This window comes from Spirochaeta isovalerica, from assembly GCF_014207565.1.
Taxonomy (GTDB): Bacteria; Spirochaetota; Spirochaetia; order DSM-2461; family DSM-2461; genus Spirochaeta_F; species Spirochaeta_F isovalerica.
Genome location: NZ_JACHGJ010000007.1, coordinates 1 through 22,858 on the forward strand (window position 1 = coordinate 1; position 22,858 = coordinate 22,858).

General features: G+C 50.0%; 20 protein-coding genes and 1 pseudogene. 12 read left to right on the top strand and 9 right to left on the bottom strand.

Annotation, left to right across the window (positions count from 1 at the left end):
• Positions 1 to 529, top strand: a pseudogene (locus HNR50_RS15965) (hypothetical protein); the annotation flags it as partial.
• 95 nt (positions 530 to 624) lie between these two features.
• On the opposite strand, the gene HNR50_RS15970 reads toward HNR50_RS15965, so the two are convergent.
• Complete coding sequence (locus tag HNR50_RS15970; RefSeq protein WP_184747792.1) at positions 625 to 2,685, bottom strand: cation:proton antiporter domain-containing protein; 2,061 nt, start codon at positions 2,683 to 2,685, stop codon at positions 625 to 627.
• Between the two features lie 143 nt (positions 2,686 to 2,828).
• Here HNR50_RS15970 and HNR50_RS15975 point away from each other — a divergent pair, with 143 nt between their 5' ends.
• Entirely contained in the window at positions 2,829 to 4,040 is a 1,212-nt protein-coding gene (locus HNR50_RS15975; RefSeq protein ID WP_184747793.1) for an L-serine ammonia-lyase, read from the top strand.
• Positions 4,030 to 5,154, top strand: a complete 1,125-nt coding sequence (locus HNR50_RS15980; protein WP_184747794.1) for a GNAT family N-acetyltransferase — start codon at positions 4,030 to 4,032, stop codon at positions 5,152 to 5,154. Before HNR50_RS15975 ends, HNR50_RS15980 begins: the two co-directional genes overlap by 11 nt.
• 8 nt (positions 5,155 to 5,162) lie before the next feature.
• Here HNR50_RS15980 and HNR50_RS15985 read toward each other — a convergent pair whose 3' ends face one another.
• From HNR50_RS15985 to HNR50_RS15995, 3 genes are read right to left on the bottom strand one after another with little or no spacing between them, the layout of a single operon-like run.
• Positions 5,163 to 5,855 (bottom strand): MBL fold metallo-hydrolase, encoded by a 693-nt coding sequence (locus HNR50_RS15985; protein WP_184747795.1) that lies wholly within the window; start codon positions 5,853 to 5,855, stop codon positions 5,163 to 5,165.
• Positions 5,856 to 5,894: 39 nt separating this feature from the next.
• Entirely contained in the window at positions 5,895 to 6,827 is a 933-nt protein-coding gene (locus HNR50_RS15990) for an AEC family transporter (protein WP_184747796.1), read from the bottom strand.
• 31 nt (positions 6,828 to 6,858) lie between these two features.
• Entirely contained in the window at positions 6,859 to 7,818 is a 960-nt protein-coding gene (locus HNR50_RS15995; RefSeq protein ID WP_184747797.1) for a 1-phosphofructokinase family hexose kinase, read from the bottom strand.
• A gap of 257 nt (positions 7,819 to 8,075) precedes the next feature.
• Between HNR50_RS15995 and HNR50_RS16000 the strand changes: the two genes are divergently transcribed.
• Together HNR50_RS16000 and HNR50_RS16005 are read left to right on the top strand one after the other, a co-directional pair.
• A complete protein-coding gene (locus tag HNR50_RS16000) occupies positions 8,076 to 8,690 on the top strand; it encodes a PHP domain-containing protein (protein WP_221439908.1) in 615 nt (204 codons plus the stop codon).
• Positions 8,691 to 8,824: 134 nt separating this feature from the next.
• Positions 8,825 to 9,811, top strand: a complete 987-nt coding sequence (locus HNR50_RS16005) for a hypothetical protein (protein ID WP_184747799.1) — start codon at positions 8,825 to 8,827, stop codon at positions 9,809 to 9,811.
• On the opposite strand, the gene HNR50_RS16010 is transcribed toward HNR50_RS16005, so the two are convergent.
• Together HNR50_RS16010 and HNR50_RS16015 are read right to left on the bottom strand one after the other, a co-directional pair.
• Positions 9,808 to 11,856 (bottom strand): methyl-accepting chemotaxis protein, encoded by a 2,049-nt coding sequence (locus tag HNR50_RS16010; RefSeq protein ID WP_221439909.1) that lies wholly within the window; start codon positions 11,854 to 11,856, stop codon positions 9,808 to 9,810. The genes HNR50_RS16005 and HNR50_RS16010 overlap by 4 nt on opposite strands.
• Positions 11,857 to 11,940: 84 nt before the next feature.
• A complete protein-coding gene (locus HNR50_RS16015; protein WP_184747800.1) occupies positions 11,941 to 12,153 on the bottom strand; it encodes a hypothetical protein in 213 nt (70 codons plus the stop codon).
• A 189-nt stretch (positions 12,154 to 12,342) separates the two neighbouring features.
• Here HNR50_RS16015 and HNR50_RS16020 point away from each other — a divergent pair, with 189 nt between their 5' ends.
• The 3 genes from HNR50_RS16020 to HNR50_RS16030 are packed head-to-tail and all read left to right on the top strand — an operon-like array spanning position 12,343 to position 15,431.
• Positions 12,343 to 13,803, top strand: a complete 1,461-nt coding sequence (locus tag HNR50_RS16020) for an NAD(P)/FAD-dependent oxidoreductase (protein WP_184747801.1) — start codon at positions 12,343 to 12,345, stop codon at positions 13,801 to 13,803.
• Positions 13,800 to 15,059, top strand: a complete 1,260-nt coding sequence (locus tag HNR50_RS16025; protein WP_184747802.1) for an NAD(P)/FAD-dependent oxidoreductase — start codon at positions 13,800 to 13,802, stop codon at positions 15,057 to 15,059. Before HNR50_RS16020 ends, HNR50_RS16025 begins: the two co-directional genes overlap by 4 nt.
• Positions 15,060 to 15,074: 15 nt before the next feature.
• Entirely contained in the window at positions 15,075 to 15,431 is a 357-nt protein-coding gene (locus HNR50_RS16030) for a DUF1667 domain-containing protein (protein ID WP_184747803.1), read from the top strand.
• A gap of 39 nt (positions 15,432 to 15,470) precedes the next feature.
• Here the strand turns inward: HNR50_RS16030 and HNR50_RS16035 are convergent, their stop codons facing one another.
• The 3 genes from HNR50_RS16035 to HNR50_RS16045 form a co-directional block, all read right to left on the bottom strand.
• A complete protein-coding gene (locus tag HNR50_RS16035; RefSeq protein WP_184747804.1) occupies positions 15,471 to 15,809 on the bottom strand; it encodes a hypothetical protein in 339 nt (112 codons plus the stop codon).
• Between the two features lie 3 nt (positions 15,810 to 15,812).
• The gene (locus HNR50_RS16040) at positions 15,813 to 16,460 is read right to left on the bottom strand and encodes a cyclase family protein (protein WP_184747805.1); all 648 of its coding nucleotides are present in this window, start codon (positions 16,458 to 16,460) and stop codon (positions 15,813 to 15,815) included.
• Positions 16,461 to 16,601: 141 nt separating this feature from the next.
• A complete protein-coding gene (locus tag HNR50_RS16045; RefSeq protein WP_184747806.1) occupies positions 16,602 to 17,675 on the bottom strand; it encodes a lactonase family protein in 1,074 nt (357 codons plus the stop codon).
• Between the two features lie 177 nt (positions 17,676 to 17,852).
• Between HNR50_RS16045 and HNR50_RS16050 the strand changes: the two genes are divergently transcribed.
• From HNR50_RS16050 to HNR50_RS16065, 4 genes are read left to right on the top strand one after another with little or no spacing between them, the layout of a single operon-like run.
• Complete coding sequence (locus HNR50_RS16050) at positions 17,853 to 19,529, top strand: L-lactate permease (protein ID WP_221439910.1); 1,677 nt, start codon at positions 17,853 to 17,855, stop codon at positions 19,527 to 19,529.
• A gap of 9 nt (positions 19,530 to 19,538) precedes the next feature.
• Positions 19,539 to 20,336 (top strand): electron transfer flavoprotein subunit beta/FixA family protein, encoded by a 798-nt coding sequence (locus tag HNR50_RS16055; protein ID WP_184747807.1) that lies wholly within the window; start codon positions 19,539 to 19,541, stop codon positions 20,334 to 20,336.
• Between the two features lie 14 nt (positions 20,337 to 20,350).
• Positions 20,351 to 21,340 carry an electron transfer flavoprotein subunit alpha/FixB family protein gene (locus HNR50_RS16060; RefSeq protein WP_184747808.1) on the top strand — a complete coding sequence of 330 codons (990 nt, stop codon included), beginning with the start codon at positions 20,351 to 20,353 and terminating at the stop codon, positions 21,338 to 21,340.
• On the top strand, positions 21,340 to 22,749 hold the full coding sequence (locus tag HNR50_RS16065; RefSeq protein WP_184747809.1) for an FAD-binding oxidoreductase: 1,410 nt from the start codon (positions 21,340 to 21,342) through the stop codon (positions 22,747 to 22,749). Before HNR50_RS16060 ends, HNR50_RS16065 begins: the two co-directional genes overlap by 1 nt.
• Positions 22,750 to 22,858 lie beyond the last annotated feature (109 nt).

Here is a 22,858-nt window from a genome sequence, read left to right on the forward strand (position 1 = left end):
GTTCCTCAGCGCCTATATGGGACGCCTCTTCGACAACCCCGAGGTCGTGTTCAACGAAGATATGCTCAAGCCCGAGCTGCAGAGCATGGAAGACTACGTGGACGGAATCAGGAACATCTGTGAAGCCCAGCAGAAAGTGGCCAAAGCCTATGTGGAAGACGGCAGCGTGGAAGGAGCCATTCCTCCCCTCAAAGCGATTATCTACATCATGGCCGAAGGCAGCTATGAAGGGAAGACAGCAGAGGATCCGCAAATCCGCAAGCTCTTCGACAGGGAATACGTTCTGGAGAGCGACTGGTATAAAGCGAGACTGGTCCGCTATCAGGAAAACAGGATCGCCCAGATCGAGAGCAGCCTGGCCTATATGGATAAATTCCTGGCGCAGGAAAGACACCGCGACGAAGCCATGAAGCTGGGTATCCCCTCAAGGATTCAGAAGGCGAAAGCTGAGCTGAAGGAAATAAAAGATCCCCGGTTCCTTGAAAGGATCAAGGGAACCCTGGGATTGGATCCCCTTTACAGAAACTGATAGACAACAGAAATCAGTGGCGGAATGGAACCCTTAGGAGGTTTTATTCCGCCTTTTTTTTTTACCTACCGGACAGGGGCTGATCCGACAGAAAATTATTTCTGATTGAGAAGCTGAAAAACCGTATCTCTGTTGTCGGCATTCATAATCTGTTCCCTCAATTCGGGATTATTCATCTTCCGTCCGATCTCAGCCAGTAATTGGATATGCGGTCCGACATGGGATTTGGGAGAGATAATAAGAAAGAAGAGTCTTGTCGGTTTCTTATCGAGAGAATCAAACTCTATCCCCTCCCTGTCGATTCCCACAGCCATAACGATATTGTCGGAAGCGTCGCATTTGGCATGAGGAATGGCTATGCCGTTTTCAAAACCGGTGGACATGGAAGCTTCTCTTTCCAGAACGGCATCGAGAACCATTTTGCGGTCCTCGATAGCTCCGGCATCGGCAACGAGGTCTACCAGTTCTTTGATGACGGCGTTTTTATCCCGGCTCTTAAGGTCGAGGGTAATGAGATCCTTCCGGAGATACTTGGAAATATTGAGCGTCGTTTTAAAATCCGCCGCATCCTCTTTGACGATTTCCCGCATTTCAGGCGATTTGACCAGCTCCTCAAGAGAGGACACGGAGTTGTCCAGCTCAACCAGAGTTTCATAAACCGTCTGACGGCCGTAGGCCAGATCGTCCTGATTTGAGGCGGAAACTTTCATAACGCTTCCCTTCAGGTCCACACCGAGGTACTTCTGCCCTCTGCTCATGAGAAAGGAACGGCCGGGCTGCGTCTCTGAATCGGTGACGAAAAATCCCTCGTCCTTGAAACTGCCGATCACCTGGGAGGCCACCAGCTCCACCAGGCGCACAGTGGGAAACTTAACTTTATAGGAAACACCTTTATGGTAATCGAAATAGGATTTTTCCGCTTTGACATTCAGCAGGTCCATAAGTTTTTTCACTGTCGTCCCCTGAACGAGGAGAGTGAAGAGGATGTAACCCAGTGTGATGTGGACAATGACATCCTTGCCGGGAAAACTGTTGGGAATGGTCAGAACCAGAGCGACGGGAACGGCCCCCCTCAACCCGCCCCAGAAGAGTATGGCCTGAAAAGCCGGTGAGATTTTTATCCCCCCTTCAAAGCGGTTGTACAGGGGAATAATCAGATAGATGACAGCGGCCCGCGCTGCCGTAACAGCGGGGATGACCAGGAGCATAAGCTTGAGACTGGTAAACAGTCCCGTCTGATCGGAAAAATTCTGAGCTTCCGTAAGACCGAGCAGAAGAAAAACGAAACTATTGGCCACGAAGGAGAAATAATCCCAGAAGTTTTCCATGAAGTAATGGTTTTCATGCTTCAGCACATCGTTGCTCAAGAGCGTGACAACGATTCCCGCCGCCAGAGTGGACATGACTCCCGAAACATGAAGGAGGTCCGCCGTAATAAAAGAGATGTAAGCCATGATAAGACTGACGGTAATCTGAAGAGGCACATTGTTGCGCTGGAGACGGACAATAAAACCGCCGATCAGTCCGACAGCCGAACCGATCAGCAAGCCGCCGAGCAGCACGATCAGGAAGCTGATAACAGAATTGAAAACAAGGGTTCCCACAGTACTTATGCCGCTGTTGAGAGCCGAAAGAATAATGGAAAAGAGAACGATCGCCGTGGCGTCATTGAAAATGCTCTCTCCATCGACCAGGGTTACAAGCTGCCGGGGGGCTCCGATTTCATTGAAAAGAGAGATAACGGCAACCGGGTCAGTGGCGGAAATCAAAGCGCCGAACAGCAGGGCCGAGCCGAGCCCCAGAGTCGCGGACAAGCTCAGAAAGCCTCCGACGATACCCGTCGAGATCATAACGCCCAGGACAGCGAGTAACAGAATCGGGACAATGTTTTTCTGAAGAGCCTTCAAATCCATATTGATGGACGCGTCGTAAATAAGTGTCGGAAGGATGAGATACAGAATCGTATCGGGTGTGAGGCTGAGATTGACCAGCGGCTCATATGCGACCTGAATCGCCAGAATCCCCAGAACGAAGCCGACAACCACCAGGCCGATGGTATAGGGAAAATGCAGTTTTTTCAATAAAACCGAAGAAGCGACTGCTATAGCCAGAAATCCGATAATGAGAAATATATTCAGTGCCAGTTCATGCTCCATTAAATAGATCCTCTCTGCTTTTATATTCTATTATATACAAACAGGAACAGTATTCTCATTAATATCAATAATCAATATGTTATGCTCCTTTTTATGCAATCGATCATATAGACCTGTGTTAGAATCTCACAGAGGAGAGGACAATGGAATCCATTCGCAACATTTACAGAATCGGCTACGGTCCGTCCAGTTCCCATACCATGGGACCTCAGCGGGCGGCAGAAATCTTCCTGGACAGAAACCCGAAAGCTTCCCGCTACGAAGTAATCCTCTATGGCAGTCTGGCTCTGACGGGCAGAGGCCATTTTACCGACCGGATCCTGGAACAGACATTTCCCGCCGGAAAACTGGACATTATCTGGAAGCCGGAAGAAACCCTCCCCTTTCACACAAACGGAATGAAACTGAAGGCAATGGAAACTGGCGGCCGTGAGTTGGATTCCGCGACTGTCTACAGCATAGGCGGAGGAGCCATAAGATGGGAACCGGAACCGCAGAAAACCGCCGGTTCTCTTTATGATCTGACGACGATGAAAGAGCTGATCCGGTACGCCAGACAATCGGGAAAATCCCTTTGGGAAATTGCCGAAGACAGGGAAGGCGTTGAAATCTGGGATTACCTGAAAGAAGTCTGGGAGCATATGAAACAGAGCATCAGGAACGGACTGGAAAATGAGCATGTCCTGCCCGGAGACCTCAATTTGCCCAGGAAAGCCGCTTCATACTATGCCAAAGCCATTAATTCTACAGGGATTCTCAAACACAGAGGTAAAATTTTCGCCTACGCGCTGGCAGTTTCAGAGGAAAATGCCGGAGGGGGAAAAGTCGTGACGGCTCCGACCTGCGGCAGCTGCGGAGTCCTCCCTTCGGTTCTTTTCAACCTTCAGGAACAGTACAATTACAGAGACAGTAAAATACTCAAGGCTCTTGCCACAGCAGGACTGATTGGAAACCTGGTCAAGCACAACGCCTCCATTTCGGGGGCGGAAGTGGGGTGTCAGGGGGAAGTGGGAACGGCCTGCTCCATGGCCGCCGCCGCTGCAGCCAAACTCTTCGGGGGAACGCTCGACCAGATAGAATACGCGGCGGAGATGGGTATTGAGCATCACCTTGGACTCACCTGCGATCCGGTGGGAGGTTACGTTCAAATCCCCTGCATAGAAAGAAACGGATTGGCGGCGGGACGGGCCTACGAATCAGCGGTCTACGCCCTGTTTTCCGACGGACGGCACCGGGTGAGTTTCGACGAAGTCGTCCAGACCATGAAAGAGACGGGGCGGGACCTCCATTCCTCCTACAGAGAAACCTCGATCGCCGGTCTGGCCAAGCATTCGGGAAAGAGCAATGAATCATAAAATAGAAATACACGATGTCCGGAAATCGGGACGCTTGAAGGAATTTATAAAACTCCCCCGTTTAATCTACAATGATGATCCTCTCTGGGTCCCGCCTCTGCCTCTGGGAGAAAAACAAGAATACAGCAGTAAAAAGAACACGATCCTGGCCCGCTCCGATCATGCATTCCTGATGGCTGAGGCCAATGGAAAACCGGTCGGAAGACTCATTGTCTACATCGATCCCCGCTATAATTCCTTTCATAAAAGCAGAACCGGCTTTTTCGGTTCTTTTGAGTCCATCGATAATACCGATGTGAGCCTGGCGCTTTTTAAAGAAGCGGAAAGCTGGCTCCGGGAACGGGGTATGGAGGAGATTCTCGGTCCGATCAATCCCGTTTCCGAATCGTGGGGCTTTGTTCTGGAAGGTAACACGCCTCCTGTATTCCTCTCTCCCCATACGCCGGTCTATTACAACCGCCTGTCGGGAGAAGCGGGTTTTCATAAAGCCAAAGATCTTCTTGTTTATGAGGCCGATGCCCGGAAGGGTTATGTATTACCGGACCGCTTCACCCGATTCGCAGAAACAATTCTCAAAAGGAAACCGGAAATTACAGTTCGCCCCATCGACAAAAGAAAACTGAAAAGCGAAGCCCTTCATATTCTGAGAATACTGAATGATTCGGTCGCGGGGAACTGGGGCTATGTGCCCGTGGAAGAGGATGAAATGGCTGTCGTTCTTAAGCAGCTGAAACCCATAATGGATGCACAGGCCATCTGGTTTGTGGAAGACAGGGGATTTCCTATAGGCGTAGCGCTGGGCTTTCCCGATATCAACGTTCTTCTCCGGTCCGGTCGTGACCTGACGGTTCCCGGAACTCTCTGGAAGTTGTTGACGCAAAAAAAGAAAATCAAAGACTACAGGCTATGGGGACTGGCCGTACAACCGGACTACCACGGGATGGGACTGGATGTTCTTCTTTATGTAAGCCTTTACAGAGCTCTGGAACCGAGGGGGATCCGTCTGGAAGCCAATTACATGCTGGAAGATAATCCCGGGATTCTGAACGCCCTGAAAAAGATGGAGCTGACCCCTGTAAAAAAATACAGGGTCTACAGAAAAGACCTCATTTGAAAAAATGATCAGACACCGAAAGCCTTTCTGAATTTCCCCGGGGCTCCGCTTTCGATAGGCTTTCCATGGCTGAAATAAGCTTTCTCGAAATTCATATTGCCGATCAGGGCGAGACTTCTGATCGCCGTCTCTTTTTTATTGAAGAGCATGGGGTATCCCGGAAGCCGGCCTCCCGAAGCCGCATCACCCACAAAGAGGATGCCCCCTTCGCGGGACAGAAAATAGGACGTGTGCCCGGGAGAATGCCCCGGAGTCGCAATGACTTGAAGCCCACCGGCGAAATCCAGGATTTCTCCGCCTTCCAAAGTTACATCGACGGGAACAGAGGGCTGGGGTGTCTGACGGGATTTTTTAATGAGAAGCTCAAACATAAGTTTTTTAGCGATGCCCGGTGCCGCTTCCGTCGCGGGCACGGTTCCGATAGTCGCTGCCTCATCTTTGTGTACATAAACCAGAGCACCGGTTCGGCTTTTAATTTCCTCCAGACTGCCAATATGGTCCATATGGAAGTGAGTGATCAGTATATGCTTCAGGGCTTTCCGGTCATATCCGAGAGACTCAATTGCCGAAAGGATTTTTTCTCCCATTCCGGGTATTCCCGTATCGATAAGGGTCAGAACGCCTTCGTGTTCCAGAAGAAAAACCCGGACGAAACCCGTTTCCAATGCGTATACGCCTTTGCTTATTTCTCTATGTTTCATATGACTATTTTAGAATCAGTCAGGAAATTGGCAAGACTTTTAAGCCCATAAAAAGAAAATGACGGGAATAAAAAGCAGAAAGAGCAATGTTGAAATAATTGTGGAGTTGGCGATAAACTCCGTATCCATCCCGAACATATCCCCTATTATAATCGGATTGACACCCAGCGGAGCCAGAGCGTTGATCATGAGTACTCCTCTCGAAGGCTCATCGAACCATGGTAGTTGAACCATGACTAAGGTCGCTCCGATCCATAAAGCCAACCTGAGAAACAGAAAGGGAATAAGGTAACCGACTGTTCTGAGAGATTTTCCCACAGTCAGGGAGAGTCCCATTCCGAAGAGAACGAGAGGGATAGCCATATTTCCGAAACTGGAGACAAAACCGGAAAGCCAGAGAGGCAGTCTGACTCCGGAGATTCCTACAGCCAGACCGGCAGCCATAAACACCAGAACCGGCGTTACATTATAGAGAAGTTCTCTTCTGTCCAGAGATTTCTGCTGCTTTAATCCGAATACGGCAATGCTGAGAAAGGAAAAAGTCAGAAGAAAAGGCCAGTAGAAAGCCGTATAAAATATCCCCCGCTGAAGTCCTTCAGGGCCGATGACCAGCTCATGCAGCCTCCAGCAGATATAAGCCAGATTCCCCGTAAATGCCATAATCAGCAGTTCGGAGCGGAACTGTTTCACCCAGGCCGATTTTTTCTGAAGGAGAAATATGAGCAGAAAGAGACTGGACCAGCTCATGGAAAAGAAAAGAAAGAGACCCAGCGACATGGGTAGAAACTGCCCGGCAGTCCCGGTATCCATAGTTGAAAGCGATGAAAAGACAAGAGCCGGGATAGCAATGCGAACAGCAAACTGCTGGAGAACCGGGCGGTTTTTCGCTGCTATGTAATCTTTTCTGCGGGCTAAAACACCGAGAAAAATGGGTAAAAATATACCGGTCAGAGCAGACGTGAGTAGATCCATTTACTTATTCAACAGGGATTGTCTGTTCTAGTCAAGCTCCCCTCTGTTCTATTTTTATTTTGATTTTATCGAGAAATGATGCGGGAGGCTGAACTTCAGAGAGCCCGGAACCGTACATCGTGAGCTTCGATGCCGCCCATGATGCAGCCTGCTTCAGCGCATCGCCTTTTTCGAGACCCGATGCCAGTGCGCCGGCAAAACCGGCGAGGAAGGTGTCTCCCGCTCCTACGGTACTTTTCACTTTAATGGCAGGAGCTGATGCGTCAATCGTGTATCCTCTGCCGTACAGGCGGCTCCCCTCCTCTCCGAGTGAGAGAGCTATCATATCGACTTTCTCCAGCAGTTTCAGGGAAAGGGCATCTACGGCCCGGGGGCGATCAGTCGCCTGCCGGATCTCTTCATAGATCTCCGCCAGCTCATCGATATTAGGCTTGATAAGATTGATCGCACCCGTTTCGACGGCCGCTTTGAGCGCCATGCGGCTCGTATCAAGAGCCACGAAGCAACCGGCTTCACGGGCGATTTTGGCCAGATCGCCATAAAAGGAATCGGGAACACCGGGAGGAAGGCTTCCCGACAGAATGACGCTATGGAAACCTGAAGCGAGTTTGCCGAATTTATCCAGAAGCTCATCAATCTGTTTTTTTTCGATCATAAATCCGGGAAAGTTGATATCGGTAGTAATCTCGCCTTCAGGATCGGCGATCTTGATACCTTCGCGGGTCGAACCTTCTACATATACGAAGTGATCCTCAAGTGAATTTTTTGTAAAGTGATCCCGGAAAATCAGGGCATTCTCCTTTCCCAGAAATCCGGTCACAGCGACATCAAAACCGCCCCGTGAGAGCGCCGTCGCAACATTGATCCCCTTTCCTCCGGGATCCCGTCTTCCCGATTCGGCACGGTTTACACTATCGACGGCAAAACCGGGAACGATAACTGTATAATCTATAGCGGGGTTCAGCGTAACTGTCAGGATTTTCTTACTCATAATGAAATCAAGCTAAAAGATGTCCGGAGACCTGTCAAGAAGGGAGAAAAAGGGGTATCGGACCTATTCTGCTAATTACTTGATCAGCAGCTGCAACTGCGGCAGAGATGGCCGGCTGACAGGCCCTGAAATCCCTGTAGGATGGATTTTAAAATCAATTCCTGCCAAAAGAAAGCGGATCGGATTATGCCAGAAATGAATTGTTTTTTCCCTTGAAACTCCGCCCTCTTCCCAAAAATCTTTTTATTCTTCACTATATGATAGATATGGAAAACCAATATAAACAGGATCTGCACATTCACACCGTCTACTCGACCGGAGACAGCTCTGTTGAGCCGCAACAGACAATACCTTTCATAGCCGAACTGGACCACGCCGAAGTGCGGGGTATCAGTGATCATTTCGAATATCTGACCGGACAGGTATTTGAAGAATACAGAAAAGAGGTTCACGATTTCGGATTCTGGTGCGGATGCGAAGTCAACGACAGCATAGATGCCCGGGAAGCGGCTGCCTATCCTTTCGACTACTATATCTATCACTGCAGAGACAGAGTATCAGAATATAAAGGCGCGGAAACGCTACTGGAAACAGGCAAACCGGTCATTGTCTCCCATCCTATGGCCATGGGAGCCGATCTCAATAAAGTGCCGACAGATTGTCTGCTTGAAATCAATAACCGGTACGTATGGAAAAACGACTATATGTCATACTTCTCCCCTCACCTTCACCGCTTCAGGTTCACAATCGGATCCGACGCCCACAAGCCCAACTGGCTGAGTCAGAATGTCGCCCGGCATGCCGCTGCCAAACTGGGTATCGAGGAGACGGTTCTTTTCCCCCTGCGATTCTATCAGCCTGTCCACTCCTGATAAAAAGATAAAAAACGTGACAAATTTTCTCATTTTCTGTGTTCAAATATTAAACTATGTTTATTTTGTTAAGGAAGTGTTAATTTCTTATCAGAAACCTGTTAAGCTTATTTGCAGAGGCAATCGAAGGAACTATGAACTTAAGAATTGTACAGATACTATACCTTGTCTTTCTGACTTGTCATCCTCTTTTCAGCGCAGAGATCGACCAGCTTACCGATCGTGATAAATACCAGGATATTGCGCCGGATTTCACCGATACGCTGAATACATATACCAATACCCTCCTGGAACGGGCTGTCATCAATTTCAATGAAAATTATGATACAGCGGAGATGTCTTTTCTGGAAATCCGCAAGATGGCAGCCTTTGAAATCTTCAAGATGACAGCCGGAAAGGAATCGGACAGATACAGCGAAAGAATACCCGACAGAATAGGCCTTCTCTACGCATTGGGGAAAAGCGGTCACGGCCCGATACAGACCTGGATCCAGAGCGATGAAAACAGCCCGTGGTGGACGAAACTCGGAGACAATATTTATTCCGACCTCTTACCGGATTCTCTCAATAAAAACTATATCGTCAAGGTTGCCGGAGAGTTTGTCGGCCCCGATAAAATTGATCATTTTTTTGACCAGGGCTACTCCTACTGGCTGAAAAGCCACTTCGGGGAAAGCGACCGGGCAGCTATTGAGTTCGGCGTAGAATCGGAAAACGGCTGGTACGGATTAAAAGCCGGAGGGGTATTCTCATTCGCCGATTTAAAAGCCAATTGGGAAGGTTATCAATTCTTTATCAATCTCTTTGACGACCGGAAGGGCATTCTTACAATGAATGAGGAAGGGCGGATAATCATATCGAGACCATTCGACTGGGCAGACCATGTTGACTGGCAGTTCGATGAACTGAAAAACCCTTCCGTCATGAATGAAATAACCTATACGAAAATCTGCCGTTACATTGAGAAACACTACGACCGTTACAGAGAAACCTATGATTATCTGAAAGAGAACGGAATTCTCGACTGCGGGGACAAACGGGATTCCTGCTACATTACCGATGATCTCGTTTTTTCCAAAGATCGAGAATTCGATCTGGAAAAAATCATGTCGGGAACTTAAAATTCTCCGAAATTACCATCTCCGAAGGTATCTTTAAGGTCCTCTTCTGCCGGATATATTCTCATTTCCCTTCGAGGAGAAGGAAGTTCTTTTACTGAAGCATCTGTTTTCTTCGTGGCAGTGATTCGGCTCTCCCTTTTATTCCGGTCCCGAATAGATATTTTTCCCCCTGTCCTGCCTGTATTGAAGAACTGGATCATTTCAAGAAGAGTCATTGCCTGGGAAGAGAGTTCCTCGGAAGTGGCGGCCAGCTCTTCTGAAGAGGCTGAATTCTGCTGGATAACCTTATCTAGCTGAAGGATAGATGTATTGATCTGCTCAACGCCGGTTCTCTGTTCGCTGCTCGCAGCGCTTATTTCCTGTACAAGCTCGGCGGTCTTCTGAATATCGGGAACCAGTTTCGAAAGCAGATCTCCCGCTTGTTCGGCGATCTGAACTGACTCATTGGAAAGCCCGCTGATTTCTCCTGCTGCGACTCCACTCCGCTCAGCCAGCTTCCTGACCTCAGATGCGACCACAGCGAATCCTTTTCCATGATCACCCGCTCTTGCAGCTTCGATTGCGGCATTGAGAGCCAGAAGATTAGTCTGTCTGGCGATCTCCTCGATTATCGAAATTTTATCAGCTATCTGTTTCATAGCCGTTACGGTCTTGGCTACCGACTCGCCGCTTTTATTAGCGTCATCCACGACTTTGCGGGCTATGCTTTCGGTCTGCATGGCGTTATCGCTGTTCTGCTGGATATTAGCACTCATCTGCTCCATCGAAGCCGAAACCTCCTCGGCTCCTGCGGCCTGCTCTGTCGCCCCCTGAGAGAGCAGCTGGGCACTTGAGCTGATCTGATCGCTTCCTTGCGATACGTTTTCAACAGAAGTGATTATGTTCTCCACAATATCTTTCAGTTTGCCGTTCATATTGTCCATCGAAGAGGCGAGCATTCCTATTTCGTCAGAGCGGTTATCAAAACCGGCCCTGTGAGTCAGGTCTCCCTCGGCCAGAAACTCGGCGTGACGGGAAATCTGGACTATGGGTTTCGATATGGATTTGCTATAGAAGAATACGATCAGCCCCATAAGGATCAGAGAAGCCATTCCAATGATAAGAACAATTACAACCATTCTGTTGAAAGGCTTCATGACCTCTGCTTCCGGAACAGCTATGGTGAGTATCCAGGGCTCATCGATATATTTAATGTACATGGGAGCAGATATATGCCAGAATCCATTTTTCACGAGAACTTCGTTCAAATTCTGTTTATCGTTTTCGTAAAAAGGAAAAGCTTCCTGAAGAGTCTTTCCAAGAAACTCATCCTTATAACCGACGATCGTTCCTTCCGCTGTCGTTAAATAAGCAAAGCTCTTCTGGTATGGCATGATTTTCTCAACTTCCTCCTGATAGTAGGAAAGTTCAATGGAATAACCGATAACCCCTATGCTTTTTCCCTGATAAACGAGGGCCCTGCACATACTTGTTTCAAAAGTCTGGCCGGTCTGACCGCCGTAATCCCAGGCATATGGTTCGGTCAGTACCATTTTCTGAGTATTCATAGGGACATTCCACCAGCTGTCGTAGTCAGCCGGATTATAAGTGAGAAGCGTTTCGTTTTCTCGCGAACCTCTCAACCTTAGGACGCTGAAGTTGAACCACTTATCATAAGGTTCTCCGGTATTACCTCTATAATCAAAATTGCTTATATAACCTGGATAAATAATACTCCATTGATTAAAAGCGAGAATATCTTCAAAATCATCAAAGTGGTGATCCAGATACTTGCCGAATAGCTCACTATTGTTTTCAACTGGATTTTCAATAGCTGCAAGGAAAATCCCCTGTAACCCCATTATTTTCGTGGCAATCGGATTCAGTTTATCCTGATAGAGAAAAGCCTGAGCTTCTGCCAGGTTCTGCACCTTTTCAATAGTTTGAGCTTTATAAATTGACGCCGTCTGTGACATGATGAAAAGAGACAGTAAAACCATCCCCGAACCGGCAAGAAGCGATGTAGCGAGAATTAGTTTAGCCCTGATTTTCAATTTGGTTACCATACTCTCTCCCTGTTTATAAATCTGTATAAGTCAAATTCTAATTTCAGAGCCGGTTCAGGTCAAAAGAAATCACTAATGTCAGAATCATTTCTTCATATAATTCTTTTTTATCCAATCTCTGTTGAGTACAAGATGCAGCACTGTCATTCCTGCGAAAAGGAACCCCGGCACAGCATGAAGTATTCCGTAGATACCCCTCTCCAGCCAGAAATTATGGGTTATGGCTGTTGAGACAAGAATCAGGAAATCAACAGCCATAAAGGCGTTTAGGATTTTAAGAGCTTTTGCTTTTTTCACCAGGACACTCCTCCAATGTTATGTGTTTAATTATTGCTTATGATTATAGAAGAGATCTGAGATCTGTATCTCTCTTTTTTAAAAAAATGAGAAAATCAGTTGATTGTTATTGATCGTTTATGATTCTTAATGATATCATAACTGACATAAAACGATCATAAAAATCAATTATGATCAAAAGGGGTAAAAATGTCCGGTTTATTCGATGTAACGATTATCGGCGCAGGCGTAATTGGATCTGCCATTGCCAGAAAGCTCTCCTCCTATGATTTGAAGATCGCACTGGTGGAAAAAGAGTGCGATGTGAGCTTCGGCGTATCCAAAGCCAATTCGGGGATCATCCACGGGGGATTTCATCACGATTCCACGACGCTGAAGTCCCGGCTGGAGGTTAAGGGAAACCTTATGTTCGATCAGCTCAAAGAAGAGCTTCATTTTCCCTTTCACCGATGCGGCATCCTCGTCGCAGCTTTTAACAATGATGAAATGCGCACAGTGGAAAAACTCTATCAGAATGGAGTCAACAACAAAGCGATCGGGATTGAACTCTGCAATCACGAGAGAATCCTCAACCTGGAACCGAAACTGAACCGCGATGTCGTCGGAGGTCTCTACGCTCCCGGCGGAGGTATCATAGAACCCTACCGTTTCGTCTTTTCTCTGGTCGAATCAGCGAAGAAGAACGGTGTGGAACTGCTCACAGACTTCAAAGTCACCGGAAGAGTTGAGACTGATGACCGTTACAGACTTGAGAGCGCCGACGGCCGTTCCATCGAATCGAAATGGGTCGTCAATGCGGCGGGGCTCTACAGCGACGAAATATCCCGGATATTCGAAGCCGAGGATTTTACAATCACCCCCCGGAAGGGAGAGGAATTCCTTCTCGATCGAAATGCCTCTGCTTTTACAAGCAAAGTCATATTCCCCGCTCCGAGCCATGTATCCAAAGGCATGCTGGTCATCCCGACGGCAGAGGGAACCACGATGGTCGGTCCGACGGCCCAGATGGTCGATGATAAACAGGATGCCTCCACATCGAAGGCCAATTTCCAGGCAATATTTTCCAGTGCCAGGCGGCTTGTACCCGCTGTTTCCGAAAGGGATATCATTACATCTTTCACAGGACTCCGCCCGACCATCGAGGGAGATGACTTTTACATAGAAGCCTCCAGTATCAAACCCCGGTTTGTTCAGGTCGCGGGAATCCAGTCTCCCGGTCTGACAGCGGCGCCGGCCATAGCCGATCATGTTAAGGACATCCTGAAGGTGGAAGGTCTGAGCCTCTCGGAAAAACCCGGGTACGACCCTTATATAGAAGATGTCCCCCGCTTCAGAAACAGCAGCAAAGAAGAGCTGGACGCCCTTATTGCCGAAAATCCCGCTTACGGCGAAGTGATCTGCCGGTGCGAGAATATTTCCGAAGCTGAGATCGTCGCCGCAGTCCGTCAGGGCCATGACACGCTCGATGGAGTCAAGTTCTATACAAGAGCTATGATGGGACGGTGCCAGGGGGGATTCTGCACCCATAAAATCATGAAGATTATAAGCAGGGAGACGGGAATGTCCATGGATGAACTGACCAAAAGAGGCGGCGGCAGCTGGCTGGTCAATAAAAAAGTGGGAGATTTCGCACTGAGGGACAGAGCATGAAAACAATAAAAAGAGACGTACTGGTCATCGGCGGCGGTTCGGCGGGAATGGCGGCTGCCGCGGAAATTCGCGGGAGAAACCATACCGTAGCCATAGTGGAGAGGGACAATCTTCTGGGAGGCATTCTCAACCAGTGTATTCACAACGGTTTCGGCCTTCACCGTTTCAAGGAAGAGCTGACCGGTCCGGAATATGCCGAGCGGTATACTGAAATAATTGAAGATTCGGATATTGAAGTTTTTACGGGAACAACCGTAACAGAAATTGAAAAGAATGATGAAGGAAAGAAGGTCTATGCCTTTTCAGCCCATCACGGAATGATAGTTTTCCAGGTAAGAGCCGTCGTTCTGGCCATGGGATGCCGGGAGAGAAACCGGGGCAATATCGGAACACCCGGAACCAGACCTGCAGGGGTCTATACGGCGGGACTGGCCCAGAGACTGGTCAATATGGAAGGACTGATGCCCGGATCCAAATGCGTTATCGTCGGCTCGGGTGATATAGGACTTATTATGGCCCGGAGGATGTCCTGGGTGGGAGCAGATGTCCGGGCTGTCGTGGAAATCCAGCCCTACCCCGCCGGTCTGACCAGAAATATTGTCCAGTGCCTGAACGACTTCAACATTCCCCTCCATCTCTCCCATGTGGTTTCGAAGATTTATGGCAAGGACAGAGTGGAAGGGGTTGATATCACACCGCTGAGAGACGGAATAGAGTTGACGGAAGAAACCTTCCACATCGAATGCGACACTCTTCTTCTTTCGGTCGGACTGATTCCCGATAATGAAATCGCCCGTAAAGCCGGCATCGATATCAATCCGGAAACAAACGGTCCTCTCGTGGACAGCAGTCTGATGACCAGCGTCCGGGGGATCTTCGCCTGCGGCAATGTGCTCCATGTTCACGATCTTGTTGATTACGTGAGCGAAGAGTCCCATAGATGCGGTGCTTTTGTCTGCGACTATCTTGAAAGCCAAAGCGAAGAGAGGCAGTTCAGAATGATTCCGGGAAGCAACCTGAAATACGTTATACCCAACAGATTCAGAGCCGACAGGGACAACCATTTCTATATGCGCAGTCTGATTGTCAGAAACCACGCCGAGCTGGTTCTGACGCTCGATGGAAAGGAGATGGGAAGAAAGAAACTGAGGCATATCCAGCCTTCGGAGATGATAAGCTTCACTCTCAAGGAGAAGGATCTTCAGCTTTCAGACCTGAATAATGACAGTACGCTGGAAATCAGCCTGGTCGGCTAGAGGGGAGATGAGAATATGACAAAAGAGTTAATCTGTATCAGCTGTCCTATGGGTTGCCACCTCGAAGTGACCCAGAAGGGCGATGAGATAAGTGTAAAAAACAATAAGTGTTCCCGCGGAGAAATCTATGGAAAAGAAGAGCTCCTCGCACCGAAGAGAGTGGTAACAGCCACCTGTCCGGTCAAATCGGCATTGATGGTGAGGATTCCCGTAAAAACGACAGGAGCTCTGCCTAAGGAACTTATCAACAGCCTTCTGGAGGAACTTTACAGAACGGAGTTAAAGGCTCCGGTTAACCGGGGAGACATCATTCTTTCCAATTTCAGAGATTCGGGGGTGGATGTCGTTTCGACCAAAACACTTCCGGGCTGATTGCAAAGCGCCCCTCCGTTCATCCCGGAGGTGAGAGCTTTAAGCCTGGGGTCTCACTTTCCGCGCGACTGCCGCCAGTGAAAAGATATGTGTGATCAGAACAACAGCATCGGGCCAGCCGAACTCGTCAGTCAGAGTCAGGAAAACGATAAGCATCAGTTCAAGGAGCAGCAGGTAGTACCATCTGACGCTGTAATGTTCAGCCAGATAAAGCCCCAGGATCATGGCGCCACCGGCGCCGGCAGCCAGCAGGGCAATAATAATTCTCGATGAAAAATCAGAGGGTATTCCGTAGTTCAGCCCGGAAATGGCCAGCAAAGCGAAGAGGAACCAGATCCCCGCATTGACATATATTGAGATTTTAAGAAATCTGTCCATAAATCACCCCTTTTCTTCAACTGCTGCTACAGCTCTGACCGGGGAACCGTCAGCCGACTGGATTTTCAGGGGATAAGCGGAAAATGAGAACCCATATTCCGGAAGTCTGTCCAGATTGGTCAGGTTTTCAATAATGACGAAGTTTTTGTTCAGCAGCTTTCTATGAACAGTGAAATCGGTCGTTTCCACCGGATCGACGGATATGGCATCTATACCGATCCCCTTGAGCGGTACTTTACTGAGCCAGAGAGCCGCCTGTTCTGTCAATACGGGAAAGTCGCTGAAATACTGCTCTGTTCCCCAGAAACGGTCCCATCCGGTGCGGATAAGCAGAAAATCGCAGTGCTCCAGAACCGGCTCGATCACCGTCAGATCGGCTATATCGATAGTTTTGCTATCCTGCCCGGAAAAATCGAAGAGACAGGCACGGCCGGAAAACTTATCAATCGGAAAATCATCCAGAGAAGGACGCCCCGCCATTAAGTGTGCCGGAGCATCCATATGGGTTCCCGTATGGGAGAACATGGTGATTTTCTTTTCGGCGAAGCCGTCTTCCTCTATGGTATTGCCTTTGAGAAAAACCGGCTTTTCCGTACCGGGATAAACAGGCATATCCTCGCTGAGAGTGTGTGTCAGATCTATTAATTTCATTCTATAATTATTCACAGATCAACAGGGAAATGGAATGGGTGGAGACGGCCATTTTATATCTTTTCAACTGCCGGGCCGCAGAAGGCCATATGGGGATGGATGGAGGAATCGGCCTTTGGGCACGGAGCGGTCAACGGCATATTACAGAAGAGGAACGATACAGACAGGCGACCCTGTTTCATAAGATACGGGACGGGAGGATTCCGGTATGCCGGTCTTCCCGTCAAACCGTTTTGCCGCAATGTTATGGGAATCCTGGTTGGCGATGAACAGCCAGTCTCCGGAGGGGCTGAACGTTATATCCCGGGGAGTTTTCCCTTCCGAGGAAAAACCGTCGATCCATTGCAAAGTCAACCGATCTTCCTCCCGCACCAGTCCATAGACTTCAATCCGGTCGATAAAACGGTTCGAAAGGGCCAGAGTGTGTCCCGAGGGATGCATTTTAATGGCTGCCGGTGCCGGCGTGCCTGAAAACGATTCTGCCGGCAAAGCAATATCTTCTACGATTTTCAGCGTACCGTCTTTTCTGTTCCGCCGGGCGAGAATCAATTGGGCTTTCAGCTCACAGAGAATAAAGGCATAGGCTCCCGAAGGATCAAAAACCATATGCCTTGGACCGTATCCCGCCGGCAGTTCAAGACACCCGTCTTCCCCTTTCAGTCCTCTTTCGAGGCTGTGGATATGAACCCTGTCGGTCCCCAGATCGCAGATATACGCCCGGGTTTCTTCCGGATCGAGCAGAATCTGATGGGCATGGGGAGCCTCCTGTCTGAGCGGATCCGGACCTTTCCCCTCATAGGAAATCCGACCCCATTCCTCTGGTTCGGAATCCCGATTCAAATGAAATCCGCAGATGGAACCGTTCTGATAGGATGACGCGTAAAGGCTATCCCCTGAATGATTTACAGAAATATGACAGAGAGCGCCGCATTGACCTCTCAGGGAAATTCCTTTGCCGAATGAACCGTCTTTTTCTCTGATGAACTGTCGAATCATTCCGACGTTTTCCGGATCCTCTTCAATGGCGTAGAGAGACGAGGTGTTTCCGTTCCAGCTCAGGTAGGTGGGATTTTTCATTTCCCCCATTGTATACAGTTCGGAAAAGGACCCGGTAACTTCATCAAATGATAAGATTTCCACACCTTTCCCTCTCGCATCGGGCACATGGCCGGCGCACATGGTATAGGTTCCTACAGCCAGTTTCATTTCGCTCATATTGTCTCCCGGTACAACTTTAGCACGGTATATCTTTTTGGAACAGAGGGAACTCACGAACAAACACCATGACCGCAGTCATCGACCTCAGTCATTGACCGCGGTCAATAAAAACATTGACAACTTGAAAAATCAGGGCGTAGTATATATTAATTTCGGAATATTTAAGGAGCAATTATGTACGCATTACTAGCCTCTATCCCTATTCTTCTCACGATCGTCCTCATGGTCGGCTTAAACTGGCCGGCCAAAAAAGTCATGCCTCTGGCCTGGGTTACCGCTCTGATGCTGGCGGCGCTTGTATGGAAAATGCCGGTTCACTGGATCGCCGGAGCCTCTGTGTCCGGAGCCCTGAGTGCCTTCAACATTCTGATTATCGTTTTCGGAGCCATTCTGCTTATGAACACTCTGAAAAACTCAGGCGCCATTAAATCGATAAACAAAACTTTTCACGGCATCAGTCCCGACAGAAGAATACAGGCGATCATTATCGCGTTCCTTTTTGTCTCCTTTATCGAAGGCGCCGCTGGATTCGGTACTCCGGCGGCTCTGGCGGGACCACTTCTCGTTAGCCTGGGCTTCCCCCCGCTCGCAGCTGTCGTTCTGGCTCTGGTCGGAGACTCGACAGCCGTCAGTTTCGGAGCCGTGGGCACGCCCATCATCGGAGGCGTAGCCAAGGTGCTCGATTCTCCCGCTATCAGAGAGACAATCGGACAGTACGGATGGTCCTGGGATACGTTCATTCAGCAGATCGGAATCTGGTCGGCCATTCCCCACTTCGTCATGGGGACTCTTATGCCCCTTCTCATCGTCATGATTCTCACAAAGCTCTTCGGACCGAATAAAAGCATACGCGACGCCTTTGAAGTGGCTCCTTTCGCCATTTTCGCCGGTTTGAGTTTCACCATCCCCTACACCCTTCTGGCCGTCTTTATCGGACCGGAACTTCCCTCCGTTCTGGGAGCTCTTATCGCTATCGGGATTACTATAACGGCAGCTAAGAAAGGTTTCCTCATGCCTAAAAAGACCTGGGATTTTGCCGATCGCTCAGCCTGGTCGGAAGACTGGATCGGATCAGTCGAGCCGGAGCAGGAGAGTTCCACGGTAGAAATCAATGGCTTCATGGCCTGGCTGCCCTATATCCTGGTAGCGGGAATCCTCGTTATAACCCGCATACCCGCCCTGGGCATAAAACAGCTCATCACGGCTCCCGCCGTTACCATCGCCTGGAAAAACATGATCGGGACCAATCTGAGTTACAGCCTTCAGCTGCTCTACCTTCCCGGAACGGTTCCCTTCGTTCTCGTCTCTCTGATAACCATCTTCCTCTACAGGATGAAAGGCGATGCCGTCAAAGCGACCTGGTCGAAATCGCTGAAACAGCTGGTTCCCGCCACGATCGCCCTTGTATTCGCCGTGGCCATGGTCAATATCATGCGGTTTTCCGGAAACAACGCTTCGGGAAGCATGGATATGCTGAAAACCCTGTCCACCGCCGCGGCAGCCCTGCTCAGCCCCGTCTGGGTCTTCATGGCCCCTCTGGTCGGCATACTCGGCGCTTTCATGACCGGATCGAACACCGTCTCCAATATCCTCTTTTCGGGATTTCAGTACGAAGTCGCCACACAGGCGGAACTGTCCCGGACGATTATTCTCGGGCTTCAGGTCATCGGGGGAGCGGCGGGCAACATGATTTGCGTCCACAATGTCGTAGCCGCCAGCACCACGGTCGGTCTGACCGGAAGAGAAGGAAAAATTATCAGAACCAATATCGTGCCGGCGTTGATCTACTCGCTGGTTGTCAGCCTCGTTGCGCTGCTGGCGATGGGAATCTTTGTTCCCGCACTTTTTTAAGGAAGAAATATGAATATTATCGTACCAATCAAACAGGTTCCCGAAACCAGTAATGTCAAAATGGATCCCGAAACGGGGACAATGGTCCGCTCCGGTGTGGAATCGGTTGTCAATCCTCTGGATCTCTATGCCCTCGAAGCCGCGCTCTCCCTGAAGGACAGCCACGGAGCGACCGTTACGGCTGTCACCATGGGTCCGCCCAAAGCCCGCAAAGTTCTCGACATGGCCATATCGATGGGCTGTGACGACGGCGTTCTCGTTTCGGACAGGAAATTCGGCGGAGCCGATACCTGGGCCACCAGCTACACCCTCTCCGAAGCGATCAAGGCCCTGGGAAATGTCGATCTGATTATTGCGGGGGAACGGGCCACAGATGGAGACACAGCCCAGGTGGGGCCGGGCATCGCCGCCTGGATGATTCTGCCGCTGGCAACCTATATATCCGACATTGAAGTGGAAAGTGAAAAGTGCCTCATAGTCGAACGCCTGGTGGAGGAGGGATACGAAAGGCTGAGGCTTCCTCTGCCCGCTCTCATAACCGTGGTCAAAGAGATCGCCTCTCCCCGCCTTCCCACGCTGCGCGGCAAGAAAAAAGCGATGCAGACAGAGATCCGGACCCTCAGTACGGAAAACCTCACGCTTGAGAGCACCAACCTCGGTCTGAAAGGCTCGCCGACAAAAGTCGTAAAAATCGAAACCCCTAAAGTGACAAGAGGCGGAACTGTTGTGGAGGCCATGGACGATGCCTCGGTCACCGAAGCTGTCGACAGGCTGATGGATTTCCTCCGTCAGCGTGAAGTGGTGTGAATAAAGGAGAAACAATGAGTTATATATGGACACTGGCCGAACAGGCCAACGGACATCTGAAGCAGGTGTCCTTTGAATTGCTGACCAGAGGGAGAAAGCTGGCCGACTCTCTCGATACGAAACTGGCATCGCTTCTGATCGGAAACGGAGTTTCCGCTGAAGCGCTCAGAGAACTGATTCAGTCGGGCGCCGATGAAGTGTACTACGTGGAAGATCCCCGTCTGGCCAGTTTCTCCTGCGAAACCTACTCGAATATCATGGTCGAGCTGATCAAGACCTATCAGCCCCATACGATACTTGCCGCGGCGACCTCTTCGGGCCGCACGCTTATGCCCTACGTGGCGGTCAAAGTGAAAACCGGACTCACCGCCGACTGCACGGAACTGGACATTGAAGAGACGACGGGAAACCTGCTCCAGACCAGACCGGCCATCGGCGGCAACATTCTGGCGACCATTAAAACGCCGAACCACCGCCCCCAGATGGCGACGGTCCGCCCCAAATCGACCAGGCCGCCGGAACCCGATGCAGACAGGGATGGCAAAATCATCAATGTGCCTTTTAAAGAGGAATGGCTCGACGGGCGGGTAGAATTTCTGGGCTACCGGAAAGACGCCGGGGATTTCGAGAACATAGAAGAAGCCGACATCATCATTGCCGGCGGAAAGGGCATGAAAAAAGCGGAGAACTTCAAGATGCTCCGCCGCCTGAGCGACAGCCTCGAAGGCATGGTCGGCGCCACAAGAGATGCGGTGGACCGCGGCTGGATCGGCTATTCCCATCAGATCGGTCTTTCGGGAAAAACAGTCTCTCCCAAATTGTATATCGGAGCGGGGATTTCCGGTTCGATTCAGCATCTGGCGGGAATCAAGACAAGCGAAATCATTGTGTCCATTAATAACGATCCCGAGGCGCCGCTACATAAAATCGCCGATTTCGCTATCGTAGGCGATCTGTTCAACGTTCTTCCAGAACTGCAGAAACGCCTGGAAGGAGGAAAATGATGGGTTACGCACCAGTCACACCAGCGATAATCAGGGAACTGAAAGAAATTCTGGGAGATAAAAACGTCCTTGTCGATGAGGAAAAGATCGAAGCTTATTCCCATGATGAAACGAATGAAGAGGAATACGGCCATATGCCGGAAGTCGTTGTGACGCCGGAAACGGCTGAACAGACTGCCGCGGTCGTCAAGCTAGCCAACAGGGAAGTGATTCCCGTAACGCCCCGCGGCGCCGGCTCGGGGCTTTCGGGAGGAGCCATTCCCATATTCGGGGGGATTCTTCTCTCCGTGGAGAAAATGAACAAGATCCTGGAGGTGGATTTCGACAACATGGTTGTCACCGCCGAAACAGGTGTCGTCACCAACGACATCATCTCCATGGTAAAGGAAAAGAACCTCTTTTACGCCGGCTATCCCATGTCGGTCCAGACCTGTTATCTCGGGGGAAATATCGCCGAGAACGCCGGAGGAGGCAAAGCCGTCAAGTACGGGGTGACAGGCCGTTATATCCAGGGCATGGAAGTGGTCACGCCGAAGGGGGACATCGTCAGCCTCGGCGGGAAACTGGCCAAGGATGTTTCGGGGTACGACCTCAAGCAGCTGCTGATCGGTTCCGAGGGGACTCTGGGAATCGTCACGAAGGCGATCGTCAAGCTATCGGGGCTCCCCACGGCCAGCGCCGTTCTTCTGGTGCTCTACGAAACGGCGAGACAGGCCATAGATTCGGTACCCGTCATCATCTCCAACGGGATAGTACCGACCAGCATCGAGTTTATGGACAAGCTGTCCGTACAGACTTCCTGCCAGTACCTGAACGAAACACTACCCTATGAAAACTGCGGAGCCATGCTGGTCATCGAAGTGGACGGCAGCAGCGCCGAACAGGTGGAGTCCGACATGATCGCCATAGGCGACCTCTGTATGGAAAACGCCGCCCAGGAAGTGTATATCGCCGAAGACCGCAACGCCGTCGAGAGGATCTGGAACGTCCGGAGAAATATAGCCGAGGCCTTCAAGGTCTACAGCCCGATACAGAGCCTCGAGGATATAGTCGTTCCCACAGCGGCCATTCCCGATATCATTCCGGAGCTGGACAGGATCAGCGAAAAGTACTCCATGAAGATCCCCTGCTACGGCCATGCCGGAGACGGCAACCTCCATGCGACTCTGGTCAAAGATCCCGAAATGTCCATGGAAGAATGGCATAAAGCCGAGCCGGAAGCCCTGAGGGACCTCTATTCGGTGACTCAGAAGCTGGGAGGGAAGATATCAGGCGAACACGGAATCGGCATCAAACGACGGGACTATCTTGAGCAGCTGATCGACCCTGTGGAACTGGAGCTTATGAAAGGGATCAAAAAAGCCTGGGATCCCAACAACATCATGAATCCCGGTAAAATTTTCAACTGATCAATTCAGGACCTTCTTTTTTCGGATGCCCCGCCGGCTCATGGCAGCCGGAGGGGCATCCTTTTCCCTCTTCTTGTTCCCCCTTATCATCTCTGATATAATCAGACCT

Bases quoted from the DNA above. Each gene is read 5' to 3' on its own strand.
- HNR50_RS15970 (WP_184747792.1), bottom strand. From the start codon at position 2,685: ATGGAGCATGAACTGGCACTGAATATATTTCTCATTATCGGATTTCTG.
- HNR50_RS15975 (WP_184747793.1), top strand. From the start codon at position 2,829: ATGGAATCCATTCGCAACATTTACAGAATCGGCTACGGTCCGTCCAGT.
- HNR50_RS15980 (WP_184747794.1), top strand. From the start codon at position 4,030: ATGAATCATAAAATAGAAATACACGATGTCCGGAAATCGGGACGCTTG.
- HNR50_RS15985 (WP_184747795.1), bottom strand. From the start codon at position 5,855: ATGAAACATAGAGAAATAAGCAAAGGCGTATACGCATTGGAAACGGGT.
- HNR50_RS15990 (WP_184747796.1), bottom strand. From the start codon at position 6,827: ATGGATCTACTCACGTCTGCTCTGACCGGTATATTTTTACCCATTTTT.
- HNR50_RS15995 (WP_184747797.1), bottom strand. From the start codon at position 7,818: ATGAGTAAGAAAATCCTGACAGTTACGCTGAACCCCGCTATAGATTAT.
- HNR50_RS16000 (WP_221439908.1), top strand. From the start codon at position 8,076: ATGATAGATATGGAAAACCAATATAAACAGGATCTGCACATTCACACC.
- HNR50_RS16005 (WP_184747799.1), top strand. From the start codon at position 8,825: ATGAACTTAAGAATTGTACAGATACTATACCTTGTCTTTCTGACTTGT.
- HNR50_RS16010 (WP_221439909.1), bottom strand. From the start codon at position 11,856: ATGGTAACCAAATTGAAAATCAGGGCTAAACTAATTCTCGCTACATCG.
- HNR50_RS16020 (WP_184747801.1), top strand. From the start codon at position 12,343: ATGTCCGGTTTATTCGATGTAACGATTATCGGCGCAGGCGTAATTGGA.
- HNR50_RS16025 (WP_184747802.1), top strand. From the start codon at position 13,800: ATGAAAACAATAAAAAGAGACGTACTGGTCATCGGCGGCGGTTCGGCG.
- HNR50_RS16030 (WP_184747803.1), top strand. From the start codon at position 15,075: ATGACAAAAGAGTTAATCTGTATCAGCTGTCCTATGGGTTGCCACCTC.
- HNR50_RS16035 (WP_184747804.1), bottom strand. From the start codon at position 15,809: ATGGACAGATTTCTTAAAATCTCAATATATGTCAATGCGGGGATCTGG.
- HNR50_RS16040 (WP_184747805.1), bottom strand. From the start codon at position 16,460: ATGAAATTAATAGATCTGACACACACTCTCAGCGAGGATATGCCTGTT.
- HNR50_RS16045 (WP_184747806.1), bottom strand. From the start codon at position 17,675: ATGAGCGAAATGAAACTGGCTGTAGGAACCTATACCATGTGCGCCGGC.
- HNR50_RS16050 (WP_221439910.1), top strand. From the start codon at position 17,853: ATGTACGCATTACTAGCCTCTATCCCTATTCTTCTCACGATCGTCCTC.
- HNR50_RS16055 (WP_184747807.1), top strand. From the start codon at position 19,539: ATGAATATTATCGTACCAATCAAACAGGTTCCCGAAACCAGTAATGTC.
- HNR50_RS16060 (WP_184747808.1), top strand. From the start codon at position 20,351: ATGAGTTATATATGGACACTGGCCGAACAGGCCAACGGACATCTGAAG.
- HNR50_RS16065 (WP_184747809.1), top strand. From the start codon at position 21,340: ATGGGTTACGCACCAGTCACACCAGCGATAATCAGGGAACTGAAAGAA.